Origin of the sequence: Sulfurimonas sp. HSL-1656, from assembly GCF_039645585.1 — a bacterium.
Lineage (GTDB): Bacteria > Campylobacterota > Campylobacteria > Campylobacterales > Sulfurimonadaceae > Thiomicrolovo > Thiomicrolovo subterrani.
Genome location: NZ_CP147915.1, coordinates 1,383,737 through 1,404,333 on the forward strand (window position 1 = coordinate 1,383,737; position 20,597 = coordinate 1,404,333).

General features: G+C 58.2%; 24 protein-coding genes. 16 read left to right on the plus strand and 8 right to left on the minus strand.

Annotated elements, in window-relative coordinates:
* Positions 1-108: 108 nt before the first annotated feature.
* Positions 109-1,452 (plus strand): hypothetical protein, encoded by a 1,344-nt coding sequence (locus WCX49_RS07110; RefSeq protein ID WP_345984402.1) that lies wholly within the window; start codon positions 109-111, stop codon positions 1,450-1,452.
* Here the strand turns inward: WCX49_RS07110 and WCX49_RS07115 are convergent.
* Together WCX49_RS07115 and recR are read right to left on the minus strand one after the other, a co-directional pair.
* On the minus strand, positions 1,449-2,987 hold the full coding sequence (locus WCX49_RS07115; RefSeq protein WP_345984403.1) for an AAA family ATPase: 1,539 nt from the start codon (positions 2,985-2,987) through the stop codon (positions 1,449-1,451). The two genes, WCX49_RS07110 and WCX49_RS07115, sit on opposite strands and share 4 nt — an antisense overlap.
* Before the next feature lie 5 nt (positions 2,988-2,992).
* Positions 2,993-3,562, minus strand: a complete 570-nt coding sequence (recR, locus tag WCX49_RS07120; protein WP_345984404.1) for a recombination mediator RecR — start codon at positions 3,560-3,562, stop codon at positions 2,993-2,995.
* Positions 3,563-3,707: 145 nt separating this feature from the next.
* Between recR and WCX49_RS07125 the strand changes: the two genes are divergently transcribed.
* The 4 genes from WCX49_RS07125 (at position 3,708) to WCX49_RS07140 (ending at position 6,450) form a co-directional block, all read left to right on the plus strand.
* Complete coding sequence (locus WCX49_RS07125) at positions 3,708-4,379, plus strand: class I SAM-dependent methyltransferase (RefSeq protein ID WP_345984405.1); 672 nt, start codon at positions 3,708-3,710, stop codon at positions 4,377-4,379.
* A gap of 175 nt (positions 4,380-4,554) precedes the next feature.
* Positions 4,555-5,262, plus strand: coding sequence for a hypothetical protein (locus WCX49_RS07130; RefSeq protein ID WP_345984406.1), 708 nt, complete (start codon positions 4,555-4,557; stop codon positions 5,260-5,262).
* Positions 5,259-5,951, plus strand: a complete 693-nt coding sequence (locus WCX49_RS07135; RefSeq protein ID WP_345984407.1) for a hypothetical protein — start codon at positions 5,259-5,261, stop codon at positions 5,949-5,951. The genes WCX49_RS07130 and WCX49_RS07135 overlap by 4 nt, the downstream gene beginning before the upstream one ends.
* Positions 5,952-5,988: 37 nt before the next feature.
* Entirely contained in the window at positions 5,989-6,450 is a 462-nt protein-coding gene (locus WCX49_RS07140) for a hypothetical protein (protein WP_345984408.1), read from the plus strand.
* Between the two features lie 17 nt (positions 6,451-6,467).
* On the opposite strand, the gene WCX49_RS07145 is transcribed toward WCX49_RS07140, so the two are convergent.
* Together WCX49_RS07145 and WCX49_RS07150 are read right to left on the minus strand one after the other, a co-directional pair.
* Positions 6,468-7,409, minus strand: a complete 942-nt coding sequence (locus WCX49_RS07145) for a class I SAM-dependent methyltransferase (RefSeq protein WP_345984409.1) — start codon at positions 7,407-7,409, stop codon at positions 6,468-6,470.
* 7 nt (positions 7,410-7,416) lie between these two features.
* On the minus strand, positions 7,417-8,514 hold the full coding sequence (locus WCX49_RS07150; protein ID WP_345984410.1) for an MltA domain-containing protein: 1,098 nt from the start codon (positions 8,512-8,514) through the stop codon (positions 7,417-7,419).
* Positions 8,515-8,610: 96 nt separating this feature from the next.
* Here WCX49_RS07150 and dnaJ point away from each other — a divergent pair, with 96 nt between their 5' ends.
* Genes dnaJ through WCX49_RS07165 form a run of 3 tightly spaced genes read left to right on the plus strand, consistent with a single transcriptional unit; the run spans position 8,611 to position 10,667 of the window.
* Positions 8,611-9,729: a molecular chaperone DnaJ gene (gene dnaJ, locus WCX49_RS07155; protein ID WP_345984411.1), complete on the plus strand. Its 1,119-nt coding sequence runs from the start codon at positions 8,611-8,613 to the stop codon at positions 9,727-9,729.
* 41 nt (positions 9,730-9,770) lie between these two features.
* Complete coding sequence (locus WCX49_RS07160; RefSeq protein WP_345984412.1) at positions 9,771-10,064, plus strand: chorismate mutase; 294 nt, start codon at positions 9,771-9,773, stop codon at positions 10,062-10,064.
* Positions 10,065-10,667, plus strand: coding sequence for a class I SAM-dependent methyltransferase (locus tag WCX49_RS07165; protein ID WP_345984413.1), 603 nt, complete (start codon positions 10,065-10,067; stop codon positions 10,665-10,667).
* Here the strand turns inward: WCX49_RS07165 and WCX49_RS07170 are convergent, their stop codons facing one another.
* From WCX49_RS07170 to WCX49_RS07185, 4 genes are all read right to left on the minus strand, one after another.
* Entirely contained in the window at positions 10,668-10,880 is a 213-nt protein-coding gene (locus WCX49_RS07170) for a DUF2892 domain-containing protein (protein ID WP_345984414.1), read from the minus strand. It lies immediately after the preceding gene.
* Between the two features lie 85 nt (positions 10,881-10,965).
* The gene (locus WCX49_RS07175) at positions 10,966-12,738 is read right to left on the minus strand and encodes an ABC transporter ATP-binding protein (RefSeq protein ID WP_345984415.1); all 1,773 of its coding nucleotides are present in this window, start codon (positions 12,736-12,738) and stop codon (positions 10,966-10,968) included.
* Positions 12,739-12,824: 86 nt separating this feature from the next.
* Positions 12,825-13,379 carry a DUF4382 domain-containing protein gene (locus tag WCX49_RS07180; protein ID WP_345984416.1) on the minus strand — a complete coding sequence of 185 codons (555 nt, stop codon included), beginning with the start codon at positions 13,377-13,379 and terminating at the stop codon, positions 12,825-12,827.
* An 84-nt stretch (positions 13,380-13,463) separates the two neighbouring features.
* A complete protein-coding gene (locus WCX49_RS07185; RefSeq protein WP_345984417.1) occupies positions 13,464-14,663 on the minus strand; it encodes a dihydroorotase in 1,200 nt (399 codons plus the stop codon).
* Between the two features lie 95 nt (positions 14,664-14,758).
* Between WCX49_RS07185 and WCX49_RS07190 the strand changes: the two genes are divergently transcribed.
* Genes WCX49_RS07190 through WCX49_RS07225 form a run of 8 tightly spaced genes read left to right on the plus strand, consistent with a single transcriptional unit; the run spans position 14,759 to position 20,589 of the window.
* Positions 14,759-15,127 carry a cytochrome c gene (locus WCX49_RS07190; protein WP_345984418.1) on the plus strand — a complete coding sequence of 123 codons (369 nt, stop codon included), beginning with the start codon at positions 14,759-14,761 and terminating at the stop codon, positions 15,125-15,127.
* Complete coding sequence (lpxB, locus tag WCX49_RS07195; protein ID WP_345984419.1) at positions 15,124-16,176, plus strand: lipid-A-disaccharide synthase; 1,053 nt, start codon at positions 15,124-15,126, stop codon at positions 16,174-16,176. Before WCX49_RS07190 ends, lpxB begins: the two co-directional genes overlap by 4 nt.
* Complete coding sequence (locus WCX49_RS07200; protein ID WP_345984420.1) at positions 16,173-17,270, plus strand: DegT/DnrJ/EryC1/StrS family aminotransferase; 1,098 nt, start codon at positions 16,173-16,175, stop codon at positions 17,268-17,270. The genes lpxB and WCX49_RS07200 overlap by 4 nt, the downstream gene beginning before the upstream one ends.
* Positions 17,267-18,166: a Gfo/Idh/MocA family oxidoreductase gene (locus WCX49_RS07205; RefSeq protein ID WP_345984421.1), complete on the plus strand. Its 900-nt coding sequence runs from the start codon at positions 17,267-17,269 to the stop codon at positions 18,164-18,166. Before WCX49_RS07200 ends, WCX49_RS07205 begins: the two co-directional genes overlap by 4 nt.
* Positions 18,163-18,885 carry an acyl-ACP--UDP-N- acetylglucosamine O-acyltransferase gene (locus WCX49_RS07210; RefSeq protein WP_345984422.1) on the plus strand — a complete coding sequence of 241 codons (723 nt, stop codon included), beginning with the start codon at positions 18,163-18,165 and terminating at the stop codon, positions 18,883-18,885. The genes WCX49_RS07205 and WCX49_RS07210 overlap by 4 nt, the downstream gene beginning before the upstream one ends.
* Positions 18,886-18,895: 10 nt before the next feature.
* Positions 18,896-19,363: a hypothetical protein gene (locus WCX49_RS07215; RefSeq protein WP_345984423.1), complete on the plus strand. Its 468-nt coding sequence runs from the start codon at positions 18,896-18,898 to the stop codon at positions 19,361-19,363.
* A gap of 3 nt (positions 19,364-19,366) precedes the next feature.
* Positions 19,367-20,404 (plus strand): coproporphyrinogen III oxidase, encoded by a 1,038-nt coding sequence (locus tag WCX49_RS07220; protein ID WP_345984424.1) that lies wholly within the window; start codon positions 19,367-19,369, stop codon positions 20,402-20,404.
* Between the two features lie 44 nt (positions 20,405-20,448).
* Complete coding sequence (locus tag WCX49_RS07225) at positions 20,449-20,589, plus strand: hypothetical protein (protein WP_345984425.1); 141 nt, start codon at positions 20,449-20,451, stop codon at positions 20,587-20,589.
* Positions 20,590-20,597: the final 8 nt, after the last annotated feature.

Genomic DNA, 20,597 nt, shown 5'->3' on the forward strand with positions numbered 1-20,597 from the left:
GCGCGTAATCGTCTCGATTTTGCGTACGGCTCCATGCCCTGCAACAATGCGTTACAAAAAACTGCTACACTGACAGCAGAAAATCTTCCGCTTTTTCAAGGAGCCGCCATGCACCCGATCCGTCCGCTTCTTCTGTCGCTGCTCGCCTCCCCCCTCCTCTTTGCCGCCACCCTCTCGCCGACGGCGACGGAGACCTCCCTCGTCATCTACAACGCAGGCATCGGGCTGGTGCATGAGAAGCGGCAGCTCAGCGTCGAAAAGGGGAAACAGAGCGTCGTCTACCCTGGCGTGGCGACGACGGTACAGACCGATGCCGTCAGTATAAGGCTGCCGGAGGGCGTGACGCTCTATTCGCAGCAGTACCGCTTCGACAAGATCACCCTCGCCAAGATCATCGAGGCAAATATCGGGAAGCGCGTCCGGTTCAAAACAGGCGGCAAGGAGAAACCGGAAATCGGCGGCGGAACGCTTCTGGCGGCATCGCCTGCCGTCGTGCAGACCGACCGCGGCATCGAGAGCGGGATCAAAAACGAGGATTTCATCTTCGACGCCATCCCCGACACGCTCATCATGAAGCCCTCCCTCGTCTGGAACGTCGAGGCCTCCAAACGCATCCATGGCGATATGGCGCTGGACTACCTCATAGGGAGCATCCAGTGGAAGAGCGACTACACCCTCACCCTGGACGGCGACGAAGGGGACCTGACGGGATGGATCACCGTCGACAACCGCTCGGGCAAACGTTTCGAGAACACGAAGCTGTACCTGCTCGCCGGGGAGATCAACAGGGCCGCGGAACCGCGCCGCTATGTCGGCAAGGTGATGATGGAAGCCGCAATGGCGCCGGTGGCGGAGCAGGCGGTCGAGGGGTACCACCTCTACAGCGTCCCCTTCGAGGTCACCCTCGCCGACAATGAAAAAACGCAGATAAGATTTATCGACCGGCCGTCGCACGCGCTCAAGCGGCGCTACGAGGTGACCATGCCTGCGCCCCTGCAGAGCGGCGCGGAACTGAAACGCCCCGTCAGCCAGTTCGTCGACCTCGAGGGGTTCGATATCCCGCTGCCCGCGGGCACGGTACGCACTTACGCCGAAACGGACGGGACGACCATCCTCCTGGGCGAAAGCGCGCTGGACAACACCCCCAAAGACGAGACGGTCACCCTGCGCCTGGGGACGAACTTCGACCTCGTCGCCAAAAGCACAATGGTGACGCGCGAGGACGAGGGCTCCTACTGGAACGTGAAGGTCGACTACCGCCTCTCCAACCGCTCCGACGCCTCAAAACGCGTCGACGTCCTCGTCCCCGGCGTCTCCTCGGACGGCAAGGCCACCATCAAAAGCACGCTCTCCTACGAACGCCGCGACGGCTACACCATCCGTTTCTCGCCGACGCTGAAAGCGGGCGAGACCAAAACGTGGCAGGTCACTTACCGCATTCCCAAGCCCTAGCTTTTCTGCGCCCCTATAAACGCCGCCAGCGCCTTCACCGGCAGCGGCGCGTCGCACTGCAGGACAAATCGGTACTCCTGCTCCGACTGTGAGAGCGGCTTGACTCTGCGCTGCTGCATGGCAAGGACCTTTTCGTCCGCCTCTGAAACGTCGTCGCCCTTCTCGCCGCGCAGCCGAATGCGGCGCAGAAGTTCCTCTCCACTGCACTCGATATCCAGAATGGCATAGGGAACGCCGAGGCGCTTGGCCAGTTCGGCGAAGGGCTCGCGCTGCTGCGCAGAGAGGAAGGTCGCGTCGGCGACGGCGCTGCAGCCTGCTTCCAACAGCGTTTCGGCCAGCGCTTCAAGCCTGCCGTAGGTCGCCGCCGTCGCCTCTGCCGTGTAGATGTCAACCTCTTCCCCTTCGCTGCGGAAGAGGCGCATCCGCTCAATGTCCGAGCGAAGGCGCAGCGCCCCGAAGGCCTCGACGGCTTCCAGGGCCAGGGTACTCTTGCCCGAAGCGGAGACCCCGTGCATGATCATCAGGAAGGGTTCTCCCTTCTCCCCGTAGCTTTTTGCCAGTGCGATATAGGCGCGCACTTCGTCGACGACCCTTTCGCGCGCCTCCTCCGCAATGTCCTGAGCGGCATGAAGGGCAAGCACTTTCGCCCGCACCATGGCCCGGTAGGTCTTGTAAAAAGGCAGAAGCTCCACGGCGGCATAGTCGCCCGTATGCTCAAGGTAGCGGTTCAGGATGCGGCGGCTCTGTCGGGCTAGTCCCCTGTACTCCAGATCCATCAGCAAAAAGGCGAGGTCGCTGATGACGTCGATGTGGTTGAGGTAGGGGTTGAACTCGATGGCGTCGAAGAGCATCGGCCTGCCCTCGAAGAGCGCCATATTGTGCAGGTGCATATCGCCATGGACTTCGCGCACGAAGCCCTCATCGCGCCGCTGCTGCAGCAGCGGGGTGAGGCGCGTGTGCTCCGCCTGCGTCCACTGCGCGAGCGCCGCAACATCCGCGGCCAGGTCGCCGTCGCGGTGCAGGGAGGCCATGAGGTCAAAGTTCTCCTGCATCGGCATAATGACCCTCGCGGGCGTACCGTAGTCGCTCTCACTGTCGACAACGGGTGCCCCGTCGTGCATGGCGGCGGCCGTGTCGGCGACGGCGTCGCACTCTTCGTCGGTGAGTCCGCTCGCAGAAGCGATGTTGTCGAGCTGCGCCCCGGCGTCGAAGCGGCGCATCTTGACGGCATATTCGATGGCTGCGCCCTCCCCGTCCAGCTCCGGCACCTCAATGCTGCCCGTGACGGCGACGACCCCCAGGTAGAGCAGCGGGGCGTAACGGCCGTTGATGCGCACCTCCTCCTGGCAGAAACGCTTGCGCCGCTCAAGGGTGGAGTAGTCCAGGAAGCCGAAGTCGACTGGTTTTTTGAGCTTGTAAACGACGTCTTTGGCGATGATGACGCTGGAGATGTGGGTCTGGATAAGAGAGGATTCGGGCTGCCCCAGCAGCCGAAGCAGGTTGCGCACCAGCCGGTCGTGGTCGCGCTCTGTCATTTTGTCTAGACCTTGACGCGGTCTTCGAGGGCCCGCGCGAGGGAGAGCATGTCGATGTTCTCCAGGCTCACGCCCGTCGGGACCCCCTGGGCGATCCGGGTGAACCGCACATCCATCCCCTGCAGCTTGTCCTCGATGTAAAGGATGACGGCGTCAGTGGCGATGGAGGGCGTCAGCGCAAAGATGATCTCCTCGACGCCGCTGCCCGCCGTGGCGCGCAGGTGGTCGATGTCGAGGCGGTCGAGGGCGTCGAGGACGTAGTAGCGGCCACTGAAAAGGCCGTTCTCCTCGATGGTGAGAATGTCCTTCGCGTTCTCGACGATGCACAGCAGCGACACGTCGCGCCCCTCGTCGGAGCAGACGCCGCAGAGCTCGTCTTCGCTCATCCCCCCGCAGGAGCGGCACTTTTTGATGCTGCCGACGGCATCCTCGATGGCGTGGGCAATCTTCATCGCCCCGAAGCTGTCGTGCATCAGCATGTGGTAGGCCAGGCGGGTCGCCGACTTCTGCCCGACGGTCGGGAGCTCCTGCAGGGCATCGACAAGGCGCGTAAACTTCTCAAGGCTGTGTTTCATAGCGCTATTTTAGCGTAAAGCCGCCCCGCTGAGGCGCTGCCGCCTGAAAGATTTTTCAGCAATTCCTGCGGGAACGGCGACGATAGAAAACCTTTACCTGTTCCGGCCTAGAATAAAAGATTACGGCACTAGAAGGAGCAGCGTCATGGCAGAGTTTGACCCCGAAGCGTACAGGCAGATGGTACGCTCCTACCAGGAGCGCGACGACCCGCTGGGGTGGTTCGACAGCATCTACAGCAGCGCCAACGGCGACCACACCGCCGTCTTCTGGGCCGACCTCGCCCCCAACCCCTACCTGACCGACTGGCTAAAGGCGCACCCCCTCGCCCCAGGGGAGAAGAAAAAGGCCATTGCCGTCGGCTGCGGCGTCGGCGACGATGCCGAGGAGCTCTCCGCCTACGGCTACGACGTCACCGCCTTTGACATCGCCCCCAGTGCCATCGCACTGTGCAAGAACCGCTATCCCGACAGCAAAGTGGAGTACCTCATCGCCGACCTGTTCGACTACCCTGAAGCATGGCGAGCAAACTACGACGTCGTCTACGAATGCAACACCATCCAGGTACTGCCGGGCAAGTACCGCATCATGGCCCGCGACGCCATGGTCTCGCTCCTCACCCCTGGCGGCACCATCCTCGTCTCCTGCCGCAGCCGCCTGGCCGGAGAACAAACTGACGCCATCCCCCTCCCCCTCGACAAAGACGAGATCGGCGGCTTCGTCCGTGCGGGTCTAAACGAGGAAAGCTTCGTCGCCTACGACGACGACCAGACACCGCCCGTGCCGCACTTCTTCGCCACCTACCGTAAACCACTTTAGCTCACAGGTAGTACTAATTAGCCTCCTTCCCTCTACATCTACAGTTTGACAAAATAAAATTTATCACTCATATTTTCAATGTTAAATCACAAAAAATACAGCAACTTGATATTAGAAAATAAGTTCTATAGTACACTGCTATATTTACTAATTAATTGCTTTATAAAGGAAATCCTTGCCACTTTACAAATTTATTGAAAGGGAATTTCTAGAGGCTTTCTTTAGGACAGGGTCTCTTCGACTTGGCACAATATATGATTTTAAAGATATCGTAGAACATGGTGTAAGTCGAGGTGATGAAGCTGAAGGTGAACATCATCTTATACGTGGAATAGATGGAACTGTAAGTATCAGTAAAGATAAATACGAACCTATAATATCAGAGATTTTCAGAGTAGAGGGCGAAGGAAAAATCTCCCTTTGTAACTTGAGTGTTGTTGTTCCGAGACGATGCCAAGATGGTTTCATTTTCTGTACTAGCTCTATTTACAATGAACAATTATTTAGAAAATGGAATAAAGAAAATGATTTGGATGCATGCTATGAAATTATAAACCAAATCGGATTTATATCAGCAATAAATAAAGCAATAAAAGACAGTGCAACCTTCTTTGCATGTTCGAATGTAACATATACAGAGAAGCAAATAGATTACCAAACACCTGAGGCTAATCTCCACCCAGCATTCACTAAAGTAAAGGATGATTATAGTTGGCAGCATGAGCATAGAATAGTCTGGGGTGCAAGAGGGCCTTCTGGTCCTTTGAACCCTTGGATTGTATATGTTCCTGAAGCTATTCAATACTGTCGGCCTTTTGCATTTTTGGAGAATGGGGTAATCACTCAAGCACAGAATATACGAAAACATAAAAAAGAAATATGAATCTGGAAATGACATTCATAAACAAATTAAATAATGAAATAAATAACCTATGGAATCAAGCAGCGTTGTCAGAAACACTTGGACGACAGCCTTTGTATTATCACGAGTTAAAAAAGAATTGTGTTCTTTTCATTGGTATCAATCCATCTTTTAGTTCACGAGGCTTTGAATCATATTTAAAAGACAGTAATGATTTTTCCAGGTTGAATGCAGAAACTTTTTATAAACATCCAAATAGTAATTTTGATATTAATGAATCCATAGAAATTGAAAAAGAAGCTAGAAAAAAATACTCCTATTTCAAGAAGTTTCATGTAATCGATGAAGACTATGAACACATAGACTTATTCCTTATTCGAGAAACAAATCAAGCAAAACTAAAAAAGATTATCTATAGAAAAGGTGAAACGCTAAGTGAGTTTGCAAAAAAACAAATCGACATTTTTCATCGTATTCTCTTAGAAATTAATCCACGAGTAATTGTGGTAGCGAATGCACTGGCCAGTCAAATCATCCAAACAGAATTTGATACACAAATTGACAATGAAAAGGGATGTCATATCCTCCCTATTAATGGAAAAGCTGTGCCTATATTCTATACCTCAATGCTGACTGGTCAACGTGCTCTTGATAATTTCTCATTTGAGCGACTTAAGTGGCATCTAGATTTTGTCATGGCCAGCACTTGAGTACTCAACTTTATACACTGAATATATAGGAAAAATTTTGAAGAAACCATATCGAAGAATTGAAGCAAAATCTAATACACATGCTGGAAAAGACTTCGAAATTGCGGCTCAAGTATTTTTCGAAGAAAAAGGGATTCCGTTATACCAAAATGTAAAAGTTCCCATTGGCATTAGGACAACTAAAAAAGAACACGCTTTTGACCTTGGAAGTATAGAAGAACGAACTCTCGTTGAGTGTAAATCCCATAAATGGACTCGTGGAGGCAATGTTCCCAGTGCGAAGCTAACCATTTGGAATGAAGCTATGTATTATTTTTTAGCCGCCCCTGATGGGTATCGAAAAATCATGTTTGTCCTTCGCGATTACAATGAAAAACGGGACGAAACACTAGCTGAGTACTACCTAAAAAAATATAGGCACCTTATCCCTGTTGATGTCGAATTTTGGGAATACGATGAAGCAACAAAAAAAGCGAAGCAACTCTCATTTAACAAATAAGTTTTGTGGAATACGTTCTATAACCTGTACGGCGTTGCGCTCAAAAAGAGATAGGGTTTCCCGGTCAGCGTTACCCGAAACTTCTTCTGTTGCAAATACTTCTTGCAGAAATAAACGTCCTTGTAAAGCAGTGACTGCTCCGAGAAGGCGTAGTTGGGTGCTTTGGCACCGTAGATGAGTTCCCCATCCGTCCAGCGGCTGTTGGGGAAGCCAAGGATGACGCTGCCGCCGGGGGCGAGATAGTTTTGTATGAGCGACATAAAAAGCGGCTTGAACTCCACGCCGGGGCTCTGCAGTGTTCCAATGCTCATAATGAGGTCGAAACGTCCCAGGTCGAGACTGCCAAGGTCGTTGATGTCATGAACGTGGAAAGTCACATTAGGCTCGGGGAACTTTGCCTGCGCCTCGGCGATGGCCGTCGATGAGTGGTCGATTCCGACGAGTTCTATCTCTCGAAAAGAGTCGCTGAGCATCCGGCGGATCAGCTCGAACTCCTCCCCGCTGTTGATGCCGAGGTTGAGCACCCGCTTCCGCTGTACTATTTTGACCCGTTCCAGTGAATGACGATAGGCCCAGAGGAAGGCCGGTTCCTCGTTCTTGTTGATGGCTGCAAAGGGGGAAGCCACGCCGTACTTCTCCGTCCTTTCCTCCACCTCTTCGCGGTGGAAAGACGAAGCCGTATCCAGTTTCATAAAGCATAGGCGGACGGTACCATTTTCGAGCCGTTCGGGGGTCATCATGCGGCACAGCAGCAGCTCCGCAAGGTCGGTCCAAGCCTTGTATCCGCGGTAGAAGTACTCCACACCTTCAACGGTAATAATCGCTCCGGCGTAGCTGCCCGCCCCCAGGTCGGGGTCGAGGACGGAAAACTCGACATTCTCCCCAGCTCCGAGCTGCGCCACCTTTGTTTCGAGCAGAGACAAAATCTCCGTCATCGGTTCGGTCGTAAACGTCAGCATCTTCTCCCTACTCCGCTTTCGGCACAAGGAGCCAGAGGCGGAGCGGCGATTTCATCCGCCCGGCTTCCGCCTCCGCGTGCTCGCCGTAGCCCCAGAAGAGGTCGGCGCGCACCTGCCCCTTGATGGCGCTGCCCGTATCCTGTGCCATGGCCAGGAGCTGCAGCGGTTCTCCTCCGAGGGGTTCGACGGCGTCGACGTAGACGGGGTAGCCCAGCGGGATGCGCGTTCGGTCGACGGCGACGGAGTGCATCGGCGTCAGCTCCGCGCCGAGCGTGCCCGTCGCCCCCTGGGTGCGCAGGCCAAAGAAGATATAGCTGGGATTAGACTCCAAAATGCGCTTCTTCTCTGCCGGGTGGCTGCGAAGGTAGGCGCGGATGGTCTGCAGGGAGATCTCGGCTTTGGGAATGAGCCCCTCCTCGACCATCAGCTTCCCGATGGAGCTGTAGGGGTGGCCGTTGCGGTCGGTGTGGCCGATGTAGAGGGTCGTGTTGTCATCGAGCAGTACCCGCCCGGAGCCCTGGACATGGAGGAAAAAGCGGTCGATGTCGCTGCTGACATAACAGAGCGGCTGCGCGTCGACGTCCCCGGCGTTGATCTGCGCCCGGGAGGGGTACGGTACCACGCGGTTGCCCTGCAGCCTGCCGCGCAGGTATTGGTGCGCAAGCTCCGGGTAGAGCAAGGCCAGCTCGACGCGCAGCAGGTCCTTCGGCGGTGCGTACAGAGGAAAGGGGTAAGCGGCGCTCTGATTCGCAGAGCCGTGCAGGAGCGGTTCGTAGTAGCCCGTCATCAGCCCCTCACTCTCCCCCTGCTCCGACAGCATAAAGGGGCGGAAGTTCGCTTCAAAAAAGGCTTTGGGGTCATTGCTCTTTTCCGCCTCTTCGCAGAGCGTCTGCAATGCTGGCACCTTGTTCAAGCCGCACTGTTTTTTGAAAACGGCCAGCCCTGCCGCTGCTCTTTGTTCGTTCCACTGCGGCAACTTGTCAAAGGATACGAAGACGCCGCTGCTGTCCGCCTCGCCGTTCAGGTTCAGGTGTGTTGCTTTCTCGGCACAGCCGGTCAAAAAGGTCAGAAAAACAAGGGTAAAAAGGGAATGAAAAATGTACAACTTTATATCACTTCACTCAAGATGGTATAATTCCGAAAATTTTTTCGGGGCACTTCATTGTGCCGATCAAAAAAAACAGTATAACAGGGGATTTGTATGGAAGAGATGAGCTATTACGAAATTTTGGAGATCAGCCAGAGCGCTGAAAAGACCGAGATCAAGAAAGCCTATCGCAAAATGGCAAAGAAGTACCATCCCGACGCCAACCCGGACGACCCGGAAGCGGAACACAAATTCAAGCTCTGTAACGAGGCCTACCAGGTCCTCAGCGACGACGAAAAACGGGGCATCTACGACCGCTACGGCAAACAGGGACTCGAGGGCATGGGCGCCGGCGGCGGACGCGGCGGTTTCGGCGGGTTTGAGGACCTGGGCGAGATCTTCGAAGAGATGTTCGGCGGCGGGCGCCGTTCGCGCCAGAACCCTGCGGATATGGACAAATACCCCCTCGACCTCGGCGTGGAGATCGTTCTCAGCTTCAAAGAGGCCGTGTTCGGTTGCGACAAGGAAGTGAGCTTCAGCTACAAAAAGGCGTGCGCGATGTGCGACGGCACCGGCGCCAAGGACGGCAAGCTCGCGCCGTGTAAACAGTGCGGCGGCAAGGGCCAGGTCTATATGCGCCAGGGCTTCATGACCTTCTCCCAGACCTGCCCGGTCTGCCACGGCGCGGGCACGATGCCGGGCGAGCCCTGCTCCGAGTGCCACGGCGCGGGCTTCGAGGAGGTCGAAGAGACCGTGACCATCAAAGTCCCCGCAGGCGTCGACAGCGACAACCGCCTGCGCGTCTCCGGCAAGGGCAACGTCGGCAAGCGCGGCAACCGCGGCGACCTCTACGTCACCTTCCAGGTCGAGCACGACGAGACCTTCCAGCGCCACGGCAACGACGTCTACGTCGAAGTCCCCGTCTTCTTCACCCAGGCGATCCTCGGCGAGACCATCACCATCCCGTCGCTGACCGGCGAGATCGAGCTTGAACTCGACCAGGGGACCCGCGACAAGCAGCAGTACCGCTTCCGCAGCGAGGGGATCGAGGACGTCCACGGCCACGGCAAAGGCAGCCTGATCGCCCAGGTCAAGCTCGTCTACCCGAAAAAACTGAACGACGAGCAGAAGGACCTGCTCGAACAGCTCCAGGAGAGCTTCGGCATCGAATCGAAACCCCACGAAAGCGTCTTCGAATCGGCCTTTGAGAAGGTCAAAGGGTGGTTTAAATAAGGGGCGGTAAAATACCTCTATAATCCCTACAGGAGCGCCTTATGAAAGAGTGCAACTCCCTCGCAGAAGTCCGTCAGGAGATCGACAAGCTCGACGATATGATCGTCGAGCTCATCGCCAAGCGCAATAACTACATCAAGCAGGCTGCCCGCTTCAAGAACACCATCGACGAGGTCAAAGCCCCCGACCGCATCGACGCCGTGATCCAGCGCCTGCGGCGCAAGGCCCTCGACCTCGACCTCTCCCCCAACCTCGTCGCCGAACTCTACACGCTGATGATCAACGAGATGGTCGAGACGGAGATCGCCGAACTGCGCAACGCGAAAGACCTGTAGATGTCCCGCTTCGACGCCGCTGCCGCCGACTGGGACAAGGGCGACCTGCGCCAGCAGATCGCCGCGCATACCGCCGACGCCGTCATCAATACCATTGCCCTGAACGACACTATGTCCGTGCTCGACTTCGGCGCGGGGACGGGACTGCTGACCTACCGTGTCGCGCCCCATGTCCACGCTGTCACCGCCGTCGACACCTCCGAAAAGATGCTCGAAGTGTTGAAGAGCAAAAGCACCCCGGAACACCAGATCAAAACCGCCTGCTGCGATATCACGCAGATGCCGCTGAGCGAGACCTTCGACGGCATTATCAGCTCCATGGCGATGCACCACGTCGAAGACACCGAAGGGTTCCTCAAGACCCTCTATGACCACCTCAATCCCGGCGGCTTCATCGCCGTCGCGGACCTCGACAAAGAGGACGGCAGCTTCCACTCCCACGGCAACGACGGGGTCTTTCATTTCGGTTTCGACAGAGACAAATTGACGGAGATGGCAACAAAATGCGGGTTCGTCGATGCAGCCTTCACGACCGCACTGACGATTGAGAAACCAGACAGGGACTACCCGGTGTTTTTGTTCAGCGCCTATAAAGCGCGCTGATCACTCCTCTTCTTCTTTCTTCTCTTCGCGCTTGCAGCCCGTATTGAGTTTCAGCGGGATATAAAGCGGGCAGACACCCAGTACGCCCGTCAGCAGCGGCACCAGCCCGATCACGGCAACGATGTAGTTCGGCGCCATAAGCCCGTAGGCGATCAAGGCGATGCCCAGAACGATCCTTATCATCTTATCGACGGTTCCCATATTGACACACATCATATTCTCCTTGAGTATAAAACTTGGATGGAATAGAGTATATACAAATTGGGTGACCGCCGTCAGTAACCTAGGTCACCAAACCTCAGTGCGCCAGCTGTTTCTGCACGAAGCGCTGGTAGAACCCCTCGCGCTGCAGCAGCTCCTCCGGCGTCCCCGCCTCCACGATGCGGCCGCGGTCGAGGAAATAGACATAATCCGCGTGCTCGACGGTACTGAGGCGGTGGGCGATGATCAGGGTCGTTTTGCCCTTGAGGTAGTCGCGCAGGGAGGTGAAGAGGTGGCTCTCCGTCTGCACGTCCAGGGCCGAGGTCGATTCGTCGAGGATGACGACGCTTGGGTCGTGCAGCAGCATCCGCGCAATGGCGAGGCGCTGGCGTTCGCCGCCGGAGAGCCTTATGCCGTCCTTGCCGATCATCGTCTCGAGCCCTTCTGTGAGCTTCGCCACGACGTCGTCGAGCTGGGCGACATGCAGGGCGTCAAAGAGCTTGTCATCGGGCATCTCCCGTCCAAGCGTCAGGTTCTGGCGCAGCGTGTCGTTGAACATCTTCGGCGTCTGCAGCACGAGGGCGACATGGTCGCGGATGACGTCGAGCCCGATCTGCTCGGTCGGGACGCCGTCGATACAGATGCTCCCCTCCTGTGGGGCGTAGAGCCCAAGGACCAGCTGCGCCAGGGTCGTTTTGCCGCTGCCGCTGTGCCCCAGGAGTGCGACGGTCCTGCCCGCTTCGACCGTCATGGTGATATCGTTCAGCACTTTTTTCTCGCCGTAGCCGAAACTGAGGTGCTCCACGGAGATGCTGTTCGTCGCCTTCCCTTCGAAGGGGTTGTGCTCGTGGGGGTACTTGGGCTCCTTTTCCAGCCGCAGCAGCGCGTTGAGACGCTCCAGCGCCGCTGTGGCGTTCTGGTAGGAGAAGATGATCTGCAGCATGTCCTGCAGCGGGGTGACCATGAACCAGAGGTAGCCCAGCACGGCGAACATCTCCCCGATGGAGAGCGACGAGAAGAGGACCATCAGCATCGACGCCGCACGGAAAAACTCGAACCCGCTCAGAAAGAGCAGCGAAGAGAGCTGCCCCGCCGCCTCGCTCTTCCACCCGAACTGCGTCGAGGCGTTCTTGATCCCCTTCGCATCCTCGATCATGCTGTCGATATAGCGCCGCTCCTGGTTGTAGGTGCGGATCTGCACGAAGAGGTCCAGGGTTTCGGAGAGGCGGTTCTGGAACCGCTCGATCTTCTGGTTCTCCGTCTTTTTGAGCCGACGCACCTTCTTGCCGAGCCAGGTCGTCAGCGCGACGACGGCGGGATTGAGCATGAGGATGATCAGTGCGAGCTGCCAGTTGATATAGAGCAGGACCAGCGCCACACCGAGCAGGGAGAGCGCCGAGACGAAAAAGCGCCCGATGCTTACCCCGATGAAGGCGTCGACGGTGTCGATATCCGTCACGAGCCGCGCACTGACGCCGCCCCCGCCGAGGGCTTCGTACTCTGAGACGGAGACGTGGCGCAGATGCTCCAGGATGCGGCGCCGGATCGTAAAGACAAGGTGCTTGGAGATGATCGTGAAGAGGCGGGACTGGAACACGTTGGCGACGACAAAGAGCATGCGCAGGAACAGCGTCGTCAGCAGCACGACGACGATGTAGCCCCACGGCTCACCCGGGGCGAACAGCGTGTCGATGAGGCCCGTCAGCTGGGCCGGCTTTTCGAGCAGAACCTGGTCGACGAGAAGCGGGAAGAGCAGCGGGACCGGCAGGGAGATCGCGACGGCGAGCACGGCAACCATCTGCCCCAAGGCGATCCGTCTACGAAAAGGTTTGGTGTCGCGCAGCAGGGTGCGCCATGTCATTTCTTGCATGGGGGATTATAGACTACAGAGGGTGTGGGAAACGTAAAGCGGGGAGACAACGCCCCCGCGTTTACCCGTGCGAAAGGTTGAAGCGGTTACTTCGTATCGATGTGAAGTACCGGTTTAAGCATCCACTTGTCACTGCCGGTGGAGTGGATCGACTTGTTCGCATCGAAGTCGATGGTCATCGTCATGTTGCCGTCCGGCGCCATAATGAAGTTGTGGCTCTCTTTGATTTCCATACTTGGTACCGTCAGTTCGCTGGGCGTACCGCCGATGACGACGTAGTTGCCGTACGGGTGAACCGTCGAGTCGTTGCTGTCATACTGCAGAACCAGGCGCATCTGCGTATATTTGGTTGCCGGGATGTTCGCGACGCCGATCATTGAAACATTGCCGTCGCGCAGTTTCAGCAGGTCATAGGTACCGTTGACATCCGCCACGGTCAGCCAGGTGGAGTTGGACTCGTTGGACTCGTCCGAACGGTGCACCATCACTTTGTCTATTGTCACATAAACGGCTTCAAACTCACCCGGGGCATCCGTCAGGCCGACGTTGAGCACGCCGCTGTCCGAAGAGCTCCCGCCGCATCCGGCGATCCCGGCCGTCAGCAGTGCTGCTGCGGCGATACTTGCATAGAAACGTTTCATTGCAGGCTCCTTAGTAATATTACTGTATCCTGCTATTATAGCCTAGAATAGTTACCGTCTGAAAGGCCCTGTTTTAGGGGCTTTTCAGGCGTTATGGAAGCGTTCGACGACCGTTCCATGAAGGGTTTCGCCGTCATAGAGCGACTGGCGGTCTTCGAGCATGCGGACGGGCTGCGGGTCGAAAAGGACCACATCGGTCGTGCCCACGCCGATCATACCGGCATCGCGCCCGATGGAACGGGCCGGTTCGCGGACACAGAGCGCCACCAGCCGCTCCCAGCTGATCCAGCCCGAGGCGACCAGTTTCGTATAGAGCAGCGGCAGCGCATCGGAAATGCTCTCACAGCCGTAGGCCGCGTCGGCGAAGGCGACCTCTTTGTTGACCGGCGAGTTGGGCTGGTGCAGCAGGGTCAGCATATCCACCGCCCCCGCCTCGAATGCCTCGCGGAGCTTCAGCACATCGCTTTCGGACTGCAGCGGCGGGTCGAGCTTGGCGACGGTATTGAACCCCTCGCACGCCTCGTCGCTTTTGAGGAGGTGGTGCAGGCTCACTTCACAGCGCACATCCACCCCTTCGCGTTTGGCCGCGGAGATCATCTCGATGGAGCGCGGGGAGGCGATACTTTTGAAGACGATGGCGATCCCGAACTCCCGGGCGATCTCGATCATCCGCGCGACGTGGACCGGTTCGCCGAGCGCGGGGATGCCGACCAGGCCCAGGCGCTGCGCCACGGCCCCCTCGTTCATCACCCCGTTGGCGGAGAGGTTGCGGTCGAAGGCGCGACAGAAGAGCGTCCCGCCGAACATCTTGACGTACTCGGCGACCCGAACGGCCAGGTGGTTGGAGATGGAGGTCGTCATATAGGGTGCGACCGCGCCGCGCCCCAGCAGGATGGCGATGTTGCTGAAACGCTCGTCGTCAATCGTCGCGGCGATGGCCGTTTCGATCCGCGCCCCTTCGCATCCGTCGCGCTGGTTCTGGACGAACTCCAGGGAGATCGCATCGTCGACCGCGGGGGTCGAGTCGGGGGAGAGCACGACCGTCCCGACCCCGCCTTTGCGCGCCGCCTTGGCCAGCTCGAGCAGGTGCCGGCCCGTCAGGCGGCCGTCCTTGAGACGGACGTTCGTATCGACGAGCGCCGGCAGCAGGATCTTTCCGGAAGCGTCGACACGCTCGTCCCCGGCAATCTGTTCGGCGATCTCGGCGATACGCCCCTCCTCGATGCGTACGCAAGCGACCCGTTCCCCGCTGCAGTCGCAAATCGTCACGTTTTCAAAAATCATGCCCGTCCTCACTCCCGGGCCCCGCAAGCGCGCAGGAAGGCCCGGATGCTATAATGTCGACATTGTATTGCAAAACCAATAAGGCAGGGGTTAGAGTGCGTTTTTTTCTTTTGATTCTTCTCGCGGCCGCTGCATTCGCGGCGAACAAGAGCGATGAGAGCTATGAACGGGGGAAAACCCTCTACTTTCAGAACGGCTGCAACAACTGCCACGGCTCCCGCGCGGAGGGAACCGGCAACTACCCCTCCCTCGCCAACCGGGCGAAGGGGTTCCTCGCCTATAAGCTCCAGACCTTCCGCAAAGGGATTGCCGACACCCCGATGCAGGAGATGATGATCGGCTTTGCGTCGGCGCTCAGCGACGCGGACATCGATGCCATCACCACCTTCCTGCACGACTTCCACGACGCCCAGACGGATCGCTACGACCCGGCCTTCCAGCAGTGGGGGGACGGCGGATCATGAAGCTGCTCGTTTCCGCCCTCGAACACTCGGCCAATGTCCACCTGAAAGCCCTCAAAGCCGAACTGAGCGACGACGTCGAGCTGATCGGCATCTTCGACAGTTCCCTGGGCGAGCCCGTCGTCGACCTCCGTTCCCTGGCCATCATGGGTTTCGTCGATGCGCTCAAGAAGCTGCGCTATTTCTTCAAGCTCGCCGACGAGATGGTCGAGCTCGCCGCCGGGGCCGACAAGGTACTGCTGATGGACTCCTCCGGCTTCAACCTCCCCCTGGCCAAGAAGATCAAGAAGCGCTACCCGGAGAAGGAGATCATCTACTATATCCTCCCCCAGGCCTGGGCGTGGAAGCGCAAACGCATTCCCGTACTGGAACGCACGATCGACCGGCTCGCCTCCATCCTGCCGTTCGAGAAGGATTACTACAGCCCCGGCGCCCCCATCGAGTACGTCGGCCACCCGCTGCTCGACGAGATCGCACACTTCAAAACCGGCAGCGCGCCGACGGTCAAACGGGTCGTGTTCATGCCCGGCAGCCGCAAAAGCGAGATCCGGCGCCTGATGCCGCTTTTCCGGGAACTGCGCTCCCGTCTCGATGCCGAAGCGGTGCTCGTCGTGCCGAAGCATTTTGCGAAAGAAGAGCTGAATGATCTTTACGGTAACCTATCACCGTTTATTGTGGCACACGATGCGCATGCGGCCCTCTACGAGAGCGATTTCGCCTTTATCTGCAGCGGCACCGCGACCCTGGAGGCTTCACTGATCGGTACCCCGTTCGTCCTCGCCTACGTGGCGAAACCGCTGGACTACCTGATCGCAAAAAGTTTGGTCAAACTCGACTACATCGGCCTGGCGAACATCATGTTCTCCCGCTTCAAGGGGCGGCCGCTGCACCCGGAACTGATCCAGAACGACGTGACGGCGGAGGCGCTTTTGGACGCGATGCAGGCCCTTGACCGGCAGGCGTTCCTCGAAGACTCCAAAGCGCTCCGGGCGTACCTTGAGCACGGCAGCAGCGCACGTGTGGCACATCTTATCGAAGGTGAACAGGAATGAAAATCAATTTTATCGATCTGCAGGCGCAGTATCAGGCATACAAAGAGGAGATCGACCGCGAAGTCGGCGAGGTCATGGCATCGGCCCAGTTCATCGGCGGCCCGAAACTGCAGAAGCTTGAGAGCGACCTGGCCGCCTACACCGGCGCGGCGCACGCCATCGGCTGCAGCAGCGGCACGGACGCCCTGCTGCTGGCGCTGATGGCCCTTGACATCAAGGCCGGGGACGAGGTCATCACCACCCCGTTCACCTTCATTGCCACGGCCGAAGTCATCGCCTTCCTCGGCGCCAAAGCCGTCTTCGTCGACATCGACGAAACGACCTACAACATCGACGCCGCCCTGATCGAAGACGCCATCACCGAACGCACCAAGGCGATCATCCCCGTTTCGCTCTACGGCCAGTGCGCCGACATGGACGCCGTTAACGCCATCGCCGCCAAACACGGCCTCCCCGTTATCGAGGACGCCTGCCAGAGCTTCGGGGCCGAGTACAAGGGCAAAAAGTCCTGCAACCTCTCCACGATCGGCTGTACCTCCTTCTTCCCGTCCAAACCGCTGGGCGCCTACGGGGACGGCGGCGCCGTCTTCACAAACGACGATGCCCTGGCTGAGAAGATCCGCATGCTGCTCAACCACGGCCAGAACGAGCGTTACAAGCACAAGTACATCGGCATCAACGGCCGTCTCGACGCCGTCCAGGCGGCGGTACTCAACGTCAAGCTCGGCCACTTCGACGGCGAAGTCGAAGCGCGGATGCGCATCGGTGCGGCCTACAGCGAAAAACTGGCCAATGCGAACGTCGTCACCCCTGCTGTCATGGCAGACCGTACCAGCGTCTACGCGCAGTACTCCGTGCGCGTCAAGAACCGCGAAGCCGTCGCCGCGGCTCTGAATGCCCAAGGTATCCCGACGGCGGTCCACTACCCGATGCCGCTGCACCTGCAGGAAGCCTTCGCCTCCCTGGGCCACAACGCCGGTGACTTCCCCGTCTCCGAGCGCGTCAGCGAAGAGATCATGTCCCTGCCGATGAGCCCCTACCTCACCGAAGCGCAGCAGGACTTCATCGTGAAGGCCCTGGAGGAAAACGCATGATCAAGATCGCCCTGATCGGCCTGGGTTCCATGGGCCGCAACCACTACCGCATCCTCCACGCCCTGGGAGAGAAAGTCGAGATCGTGGCCCTCTGCGACGTCGTGAAAAACGGCGACTTCGCCGAACCCTTCTTCACCGACGTCGACGAGATGCTCGACACTGCCAAGCCCGACGCCGCCATCATCGTCGTGCCGACCTTCCTGCACAAGGAAGTCGCCCTCAAGTGTATCGAGCGTGGTGTACATGTCTTTATCGAGAAACCGGCGGCATCGACCATCGAGGATGCGAAACTGATCGCCAAAGCGGTCCAGGAGGCGGGGCTGAAAAGCTGTGTCGGCCACGTCGAACGTTTCAACCCCGTCGTCCAGGCGCTCAAAGAGGAGCTCGAGGGCAAGGAGATCTATACGATGTCCATCACCCGCGTCGGCCCCTTCCCGCCGCGCATCGCCGACGTCGGTGTCCTCACCGACCTTTCGGTGCACGACATCGACCTGATGCGCTTCATCACCCACCGCAACATTCTCGAGAAGAACATTTTCAAGTCCCGCAAGATTCACAACCACCACGAGGACAACGCGGTACTGAGCTTCGAGCTCGAAGACGCCATTGTCGCCGAGATCCTCACCAACTGGCTCACGCCGTTCAAAAAACGCACCATCGAGGTCGCCTGCAAGGACGCCTATTTCGAAGCGGACCTGATCACGCAGAACCTCACCGAGTATTCGAACTTCCACGTCAACAACTCCTACGTCGTGCGCGGCTGCCACATCAAAAAAGACGAACCGCTCCTTAAAGAGGTCGAGGCCTTCGTGACCTACCTTGAAACGGGCGAGCGCGGATCGCTGGCCACGATCGAGGACAGCATCATTACCCTGCAGGTGGCGACCGAAGCATGATCCATCCTACCGCCGTCATTGCTCCGGGTGCCCAGATCGCCCCGGACGCCCAGATCGGGCCTTTCTGCCATATCGGCGACGAATGCGTCATCGGTGCGGGCGTGCGGCTCGAAGCGCACGTCGTACTTGAAGGGCCCGTCACCCTCAACGAGGGCGTACGCCTCTTCTCCTTTGTCAAGCTCGGCAACGGCCTCGCCCCCGTGACGCTGGGGCGCGGTACCTTTGTCCGTGAATTCTGCCAGATCGCGACACAGAACGACACGGCCGACGCTGTCATCATCGGTGAAGAGAACTTCATCATGGCCTACGTCCAGCTCTTCCCCGGGGTCTCCCTCGGGGCCAACTGTATCCTGACCAACGCCGTGACGATGCAGGAGAAGAGCCGCTGCGAGGAGCGCGTCATCGTCGGCGGGCTCAGCACCGTATCGGCGGGCTGTACCATCGGCACGGGCGTCATGGTCGGGGGTGCGTCGAACCTCCGGTACGACGTCCCGCCCTTCTGCCTCGTAGAGGGCAACCCCGCTACCGTCCGCGGCCTGAACCTGATCGGGATGCGGCGCCGCTTTGAGGACCGCGAAGATATCGAAAGCGTGCGCCGCTGCTTCCGGCAGCTGCACAAGCAGTTCGATCCCCTCGCTGCCGCCGAAATGACCGAAGCCGTCGACAACCCGCAGGCCAAACGTTTTACCGGTTTTATCGCCGCACACCGCTGCGCCTGAGGAGAAAAACATGCTGCAATTCAACACCTACGACACCGAAACCCTTTCCGCGATCCGCGAAAACCTGAACGCCTGCGCCGAAGCCCTGGGAGGTACCGGGCGCCTGCTCGGCCTGGCCGAGACGATCCTCGGAATGAAACCGTCGCCGCTGCAGAACAAGACGGCATCGTTTCACTTCGAGCAGGGCAAGGTCAGCTGGGACAAGGTCCTCTTCGCCGACAAGATCGTCACCGTCGCGCAGATGATCAAGAAGCACGACACAATGGAAAACATCCTGGAAAAGGGCTCGAAAAAAGAGCAGAACGCCATCCGGACCCTCTTCCCCGTTACCTTCACTATCACGCCCAAAGAAGGAGAGGCTTTCACTTTCAAGGCCGTCGACGCCCCCGACGCGAAGACGGCACGCATCAATCCCCTCTTCGAGCTTCTTTTCTTCGCCTCGACGGGACTGATCAAAAAAGCGCTCAAGGAGGCATAAGTCATGGAACGTATCTACTCGAAAACGGCGGAGTCGGAGGCGGCGATCGCCCTGATGGAGAACCTACAGCTCTACTTTGTCAACCGTCTTAACGGCCTCAGCCAGATCTTCGGTGCGAACGTTCCCTTTGAAGCCGTAGAGTGGTTCCGCGACGAGGGCCGCCACGGCGGCGGCATGCGGTACGAAGGGCGCGACGAACGCCTCTTCAACCGCGCCTCCGTCAACGTCTCCCAGGTGCACTACGAAGATATGTCCGAGAAGAAGCTCGACGCCGCCAGCGCCATCTCGACCATCATCCACCCGCGCAACCCCCATGTGCCTTCCATCCATATGCACATCAGCTATACCCGCATGAAAGACGGGACGGGCTACTGGCGCATCATGGCGGACCTGAACCCCTCCATCTTCTACGAAGAAGATCAGCACCGCTTTATCGAGCATCTCAATTTCATCACTCCCGACCTTTTCGATAAAGGCGCGGAGCAGGGAGACCGCTACTTCCGTATCCCCGCCCTGGAGCGTCACCGCGGCGTCGCGCACTTCTACCTGGAGCACTACAACAGCGGCGATTTCGGCACCGACTACGGCTTTGCAAAGTATTTTGCCGAGCAGGTGATCGACGTCTACGTTTCCATCATCGCCGACGCCCTTGCCAAGCGGACTGAGGTGAGCGAAGAGGATGTCGCCGAACAGCTCGCCTACCACACGCTCTACTTCTTCCAGGTTCTCACCCTCGACCGCGGCACGACCTCGGGCCTGCTGATCCATGACCAGAACGACGTCGGCATCATGGGCTCCATCCCCGAGTTCGTCGACAGGACCCTGCTGCAGAGCTGGCTGCCGAAGATGACCGCCCCGCAGGACAAACTCCTTCAGGGGCTCATCGACGCCCTTCCCGACGAGGAGATCGTCATGGTCGACGAACCGGTCAAAGCGCGCCTTGCCGCAGCGGTACGCACCCATTACAGGGCCCACCCGGAAGCCCTCTCCATGCAGGCCGACAGCGTTGTCGTCCCGCCGACCGTAGAGAACCACCGCTAGTATCCGGCTATAATGGTCTGAAGAGAAGCCCTGAGGAGTCAACCGTGGGACCTGCAAACCTTCCGCCGGACAGTGCCGGCCATCTCAACACCGCCGCCCTTCCGGGCTTTATGGTCTGGGCCGGGGTTATCATCTGCCTTGTCGCCTTCGCCTGGTACCTGGAAAAACAGCGCGGCGACGATTAGGCCCAATC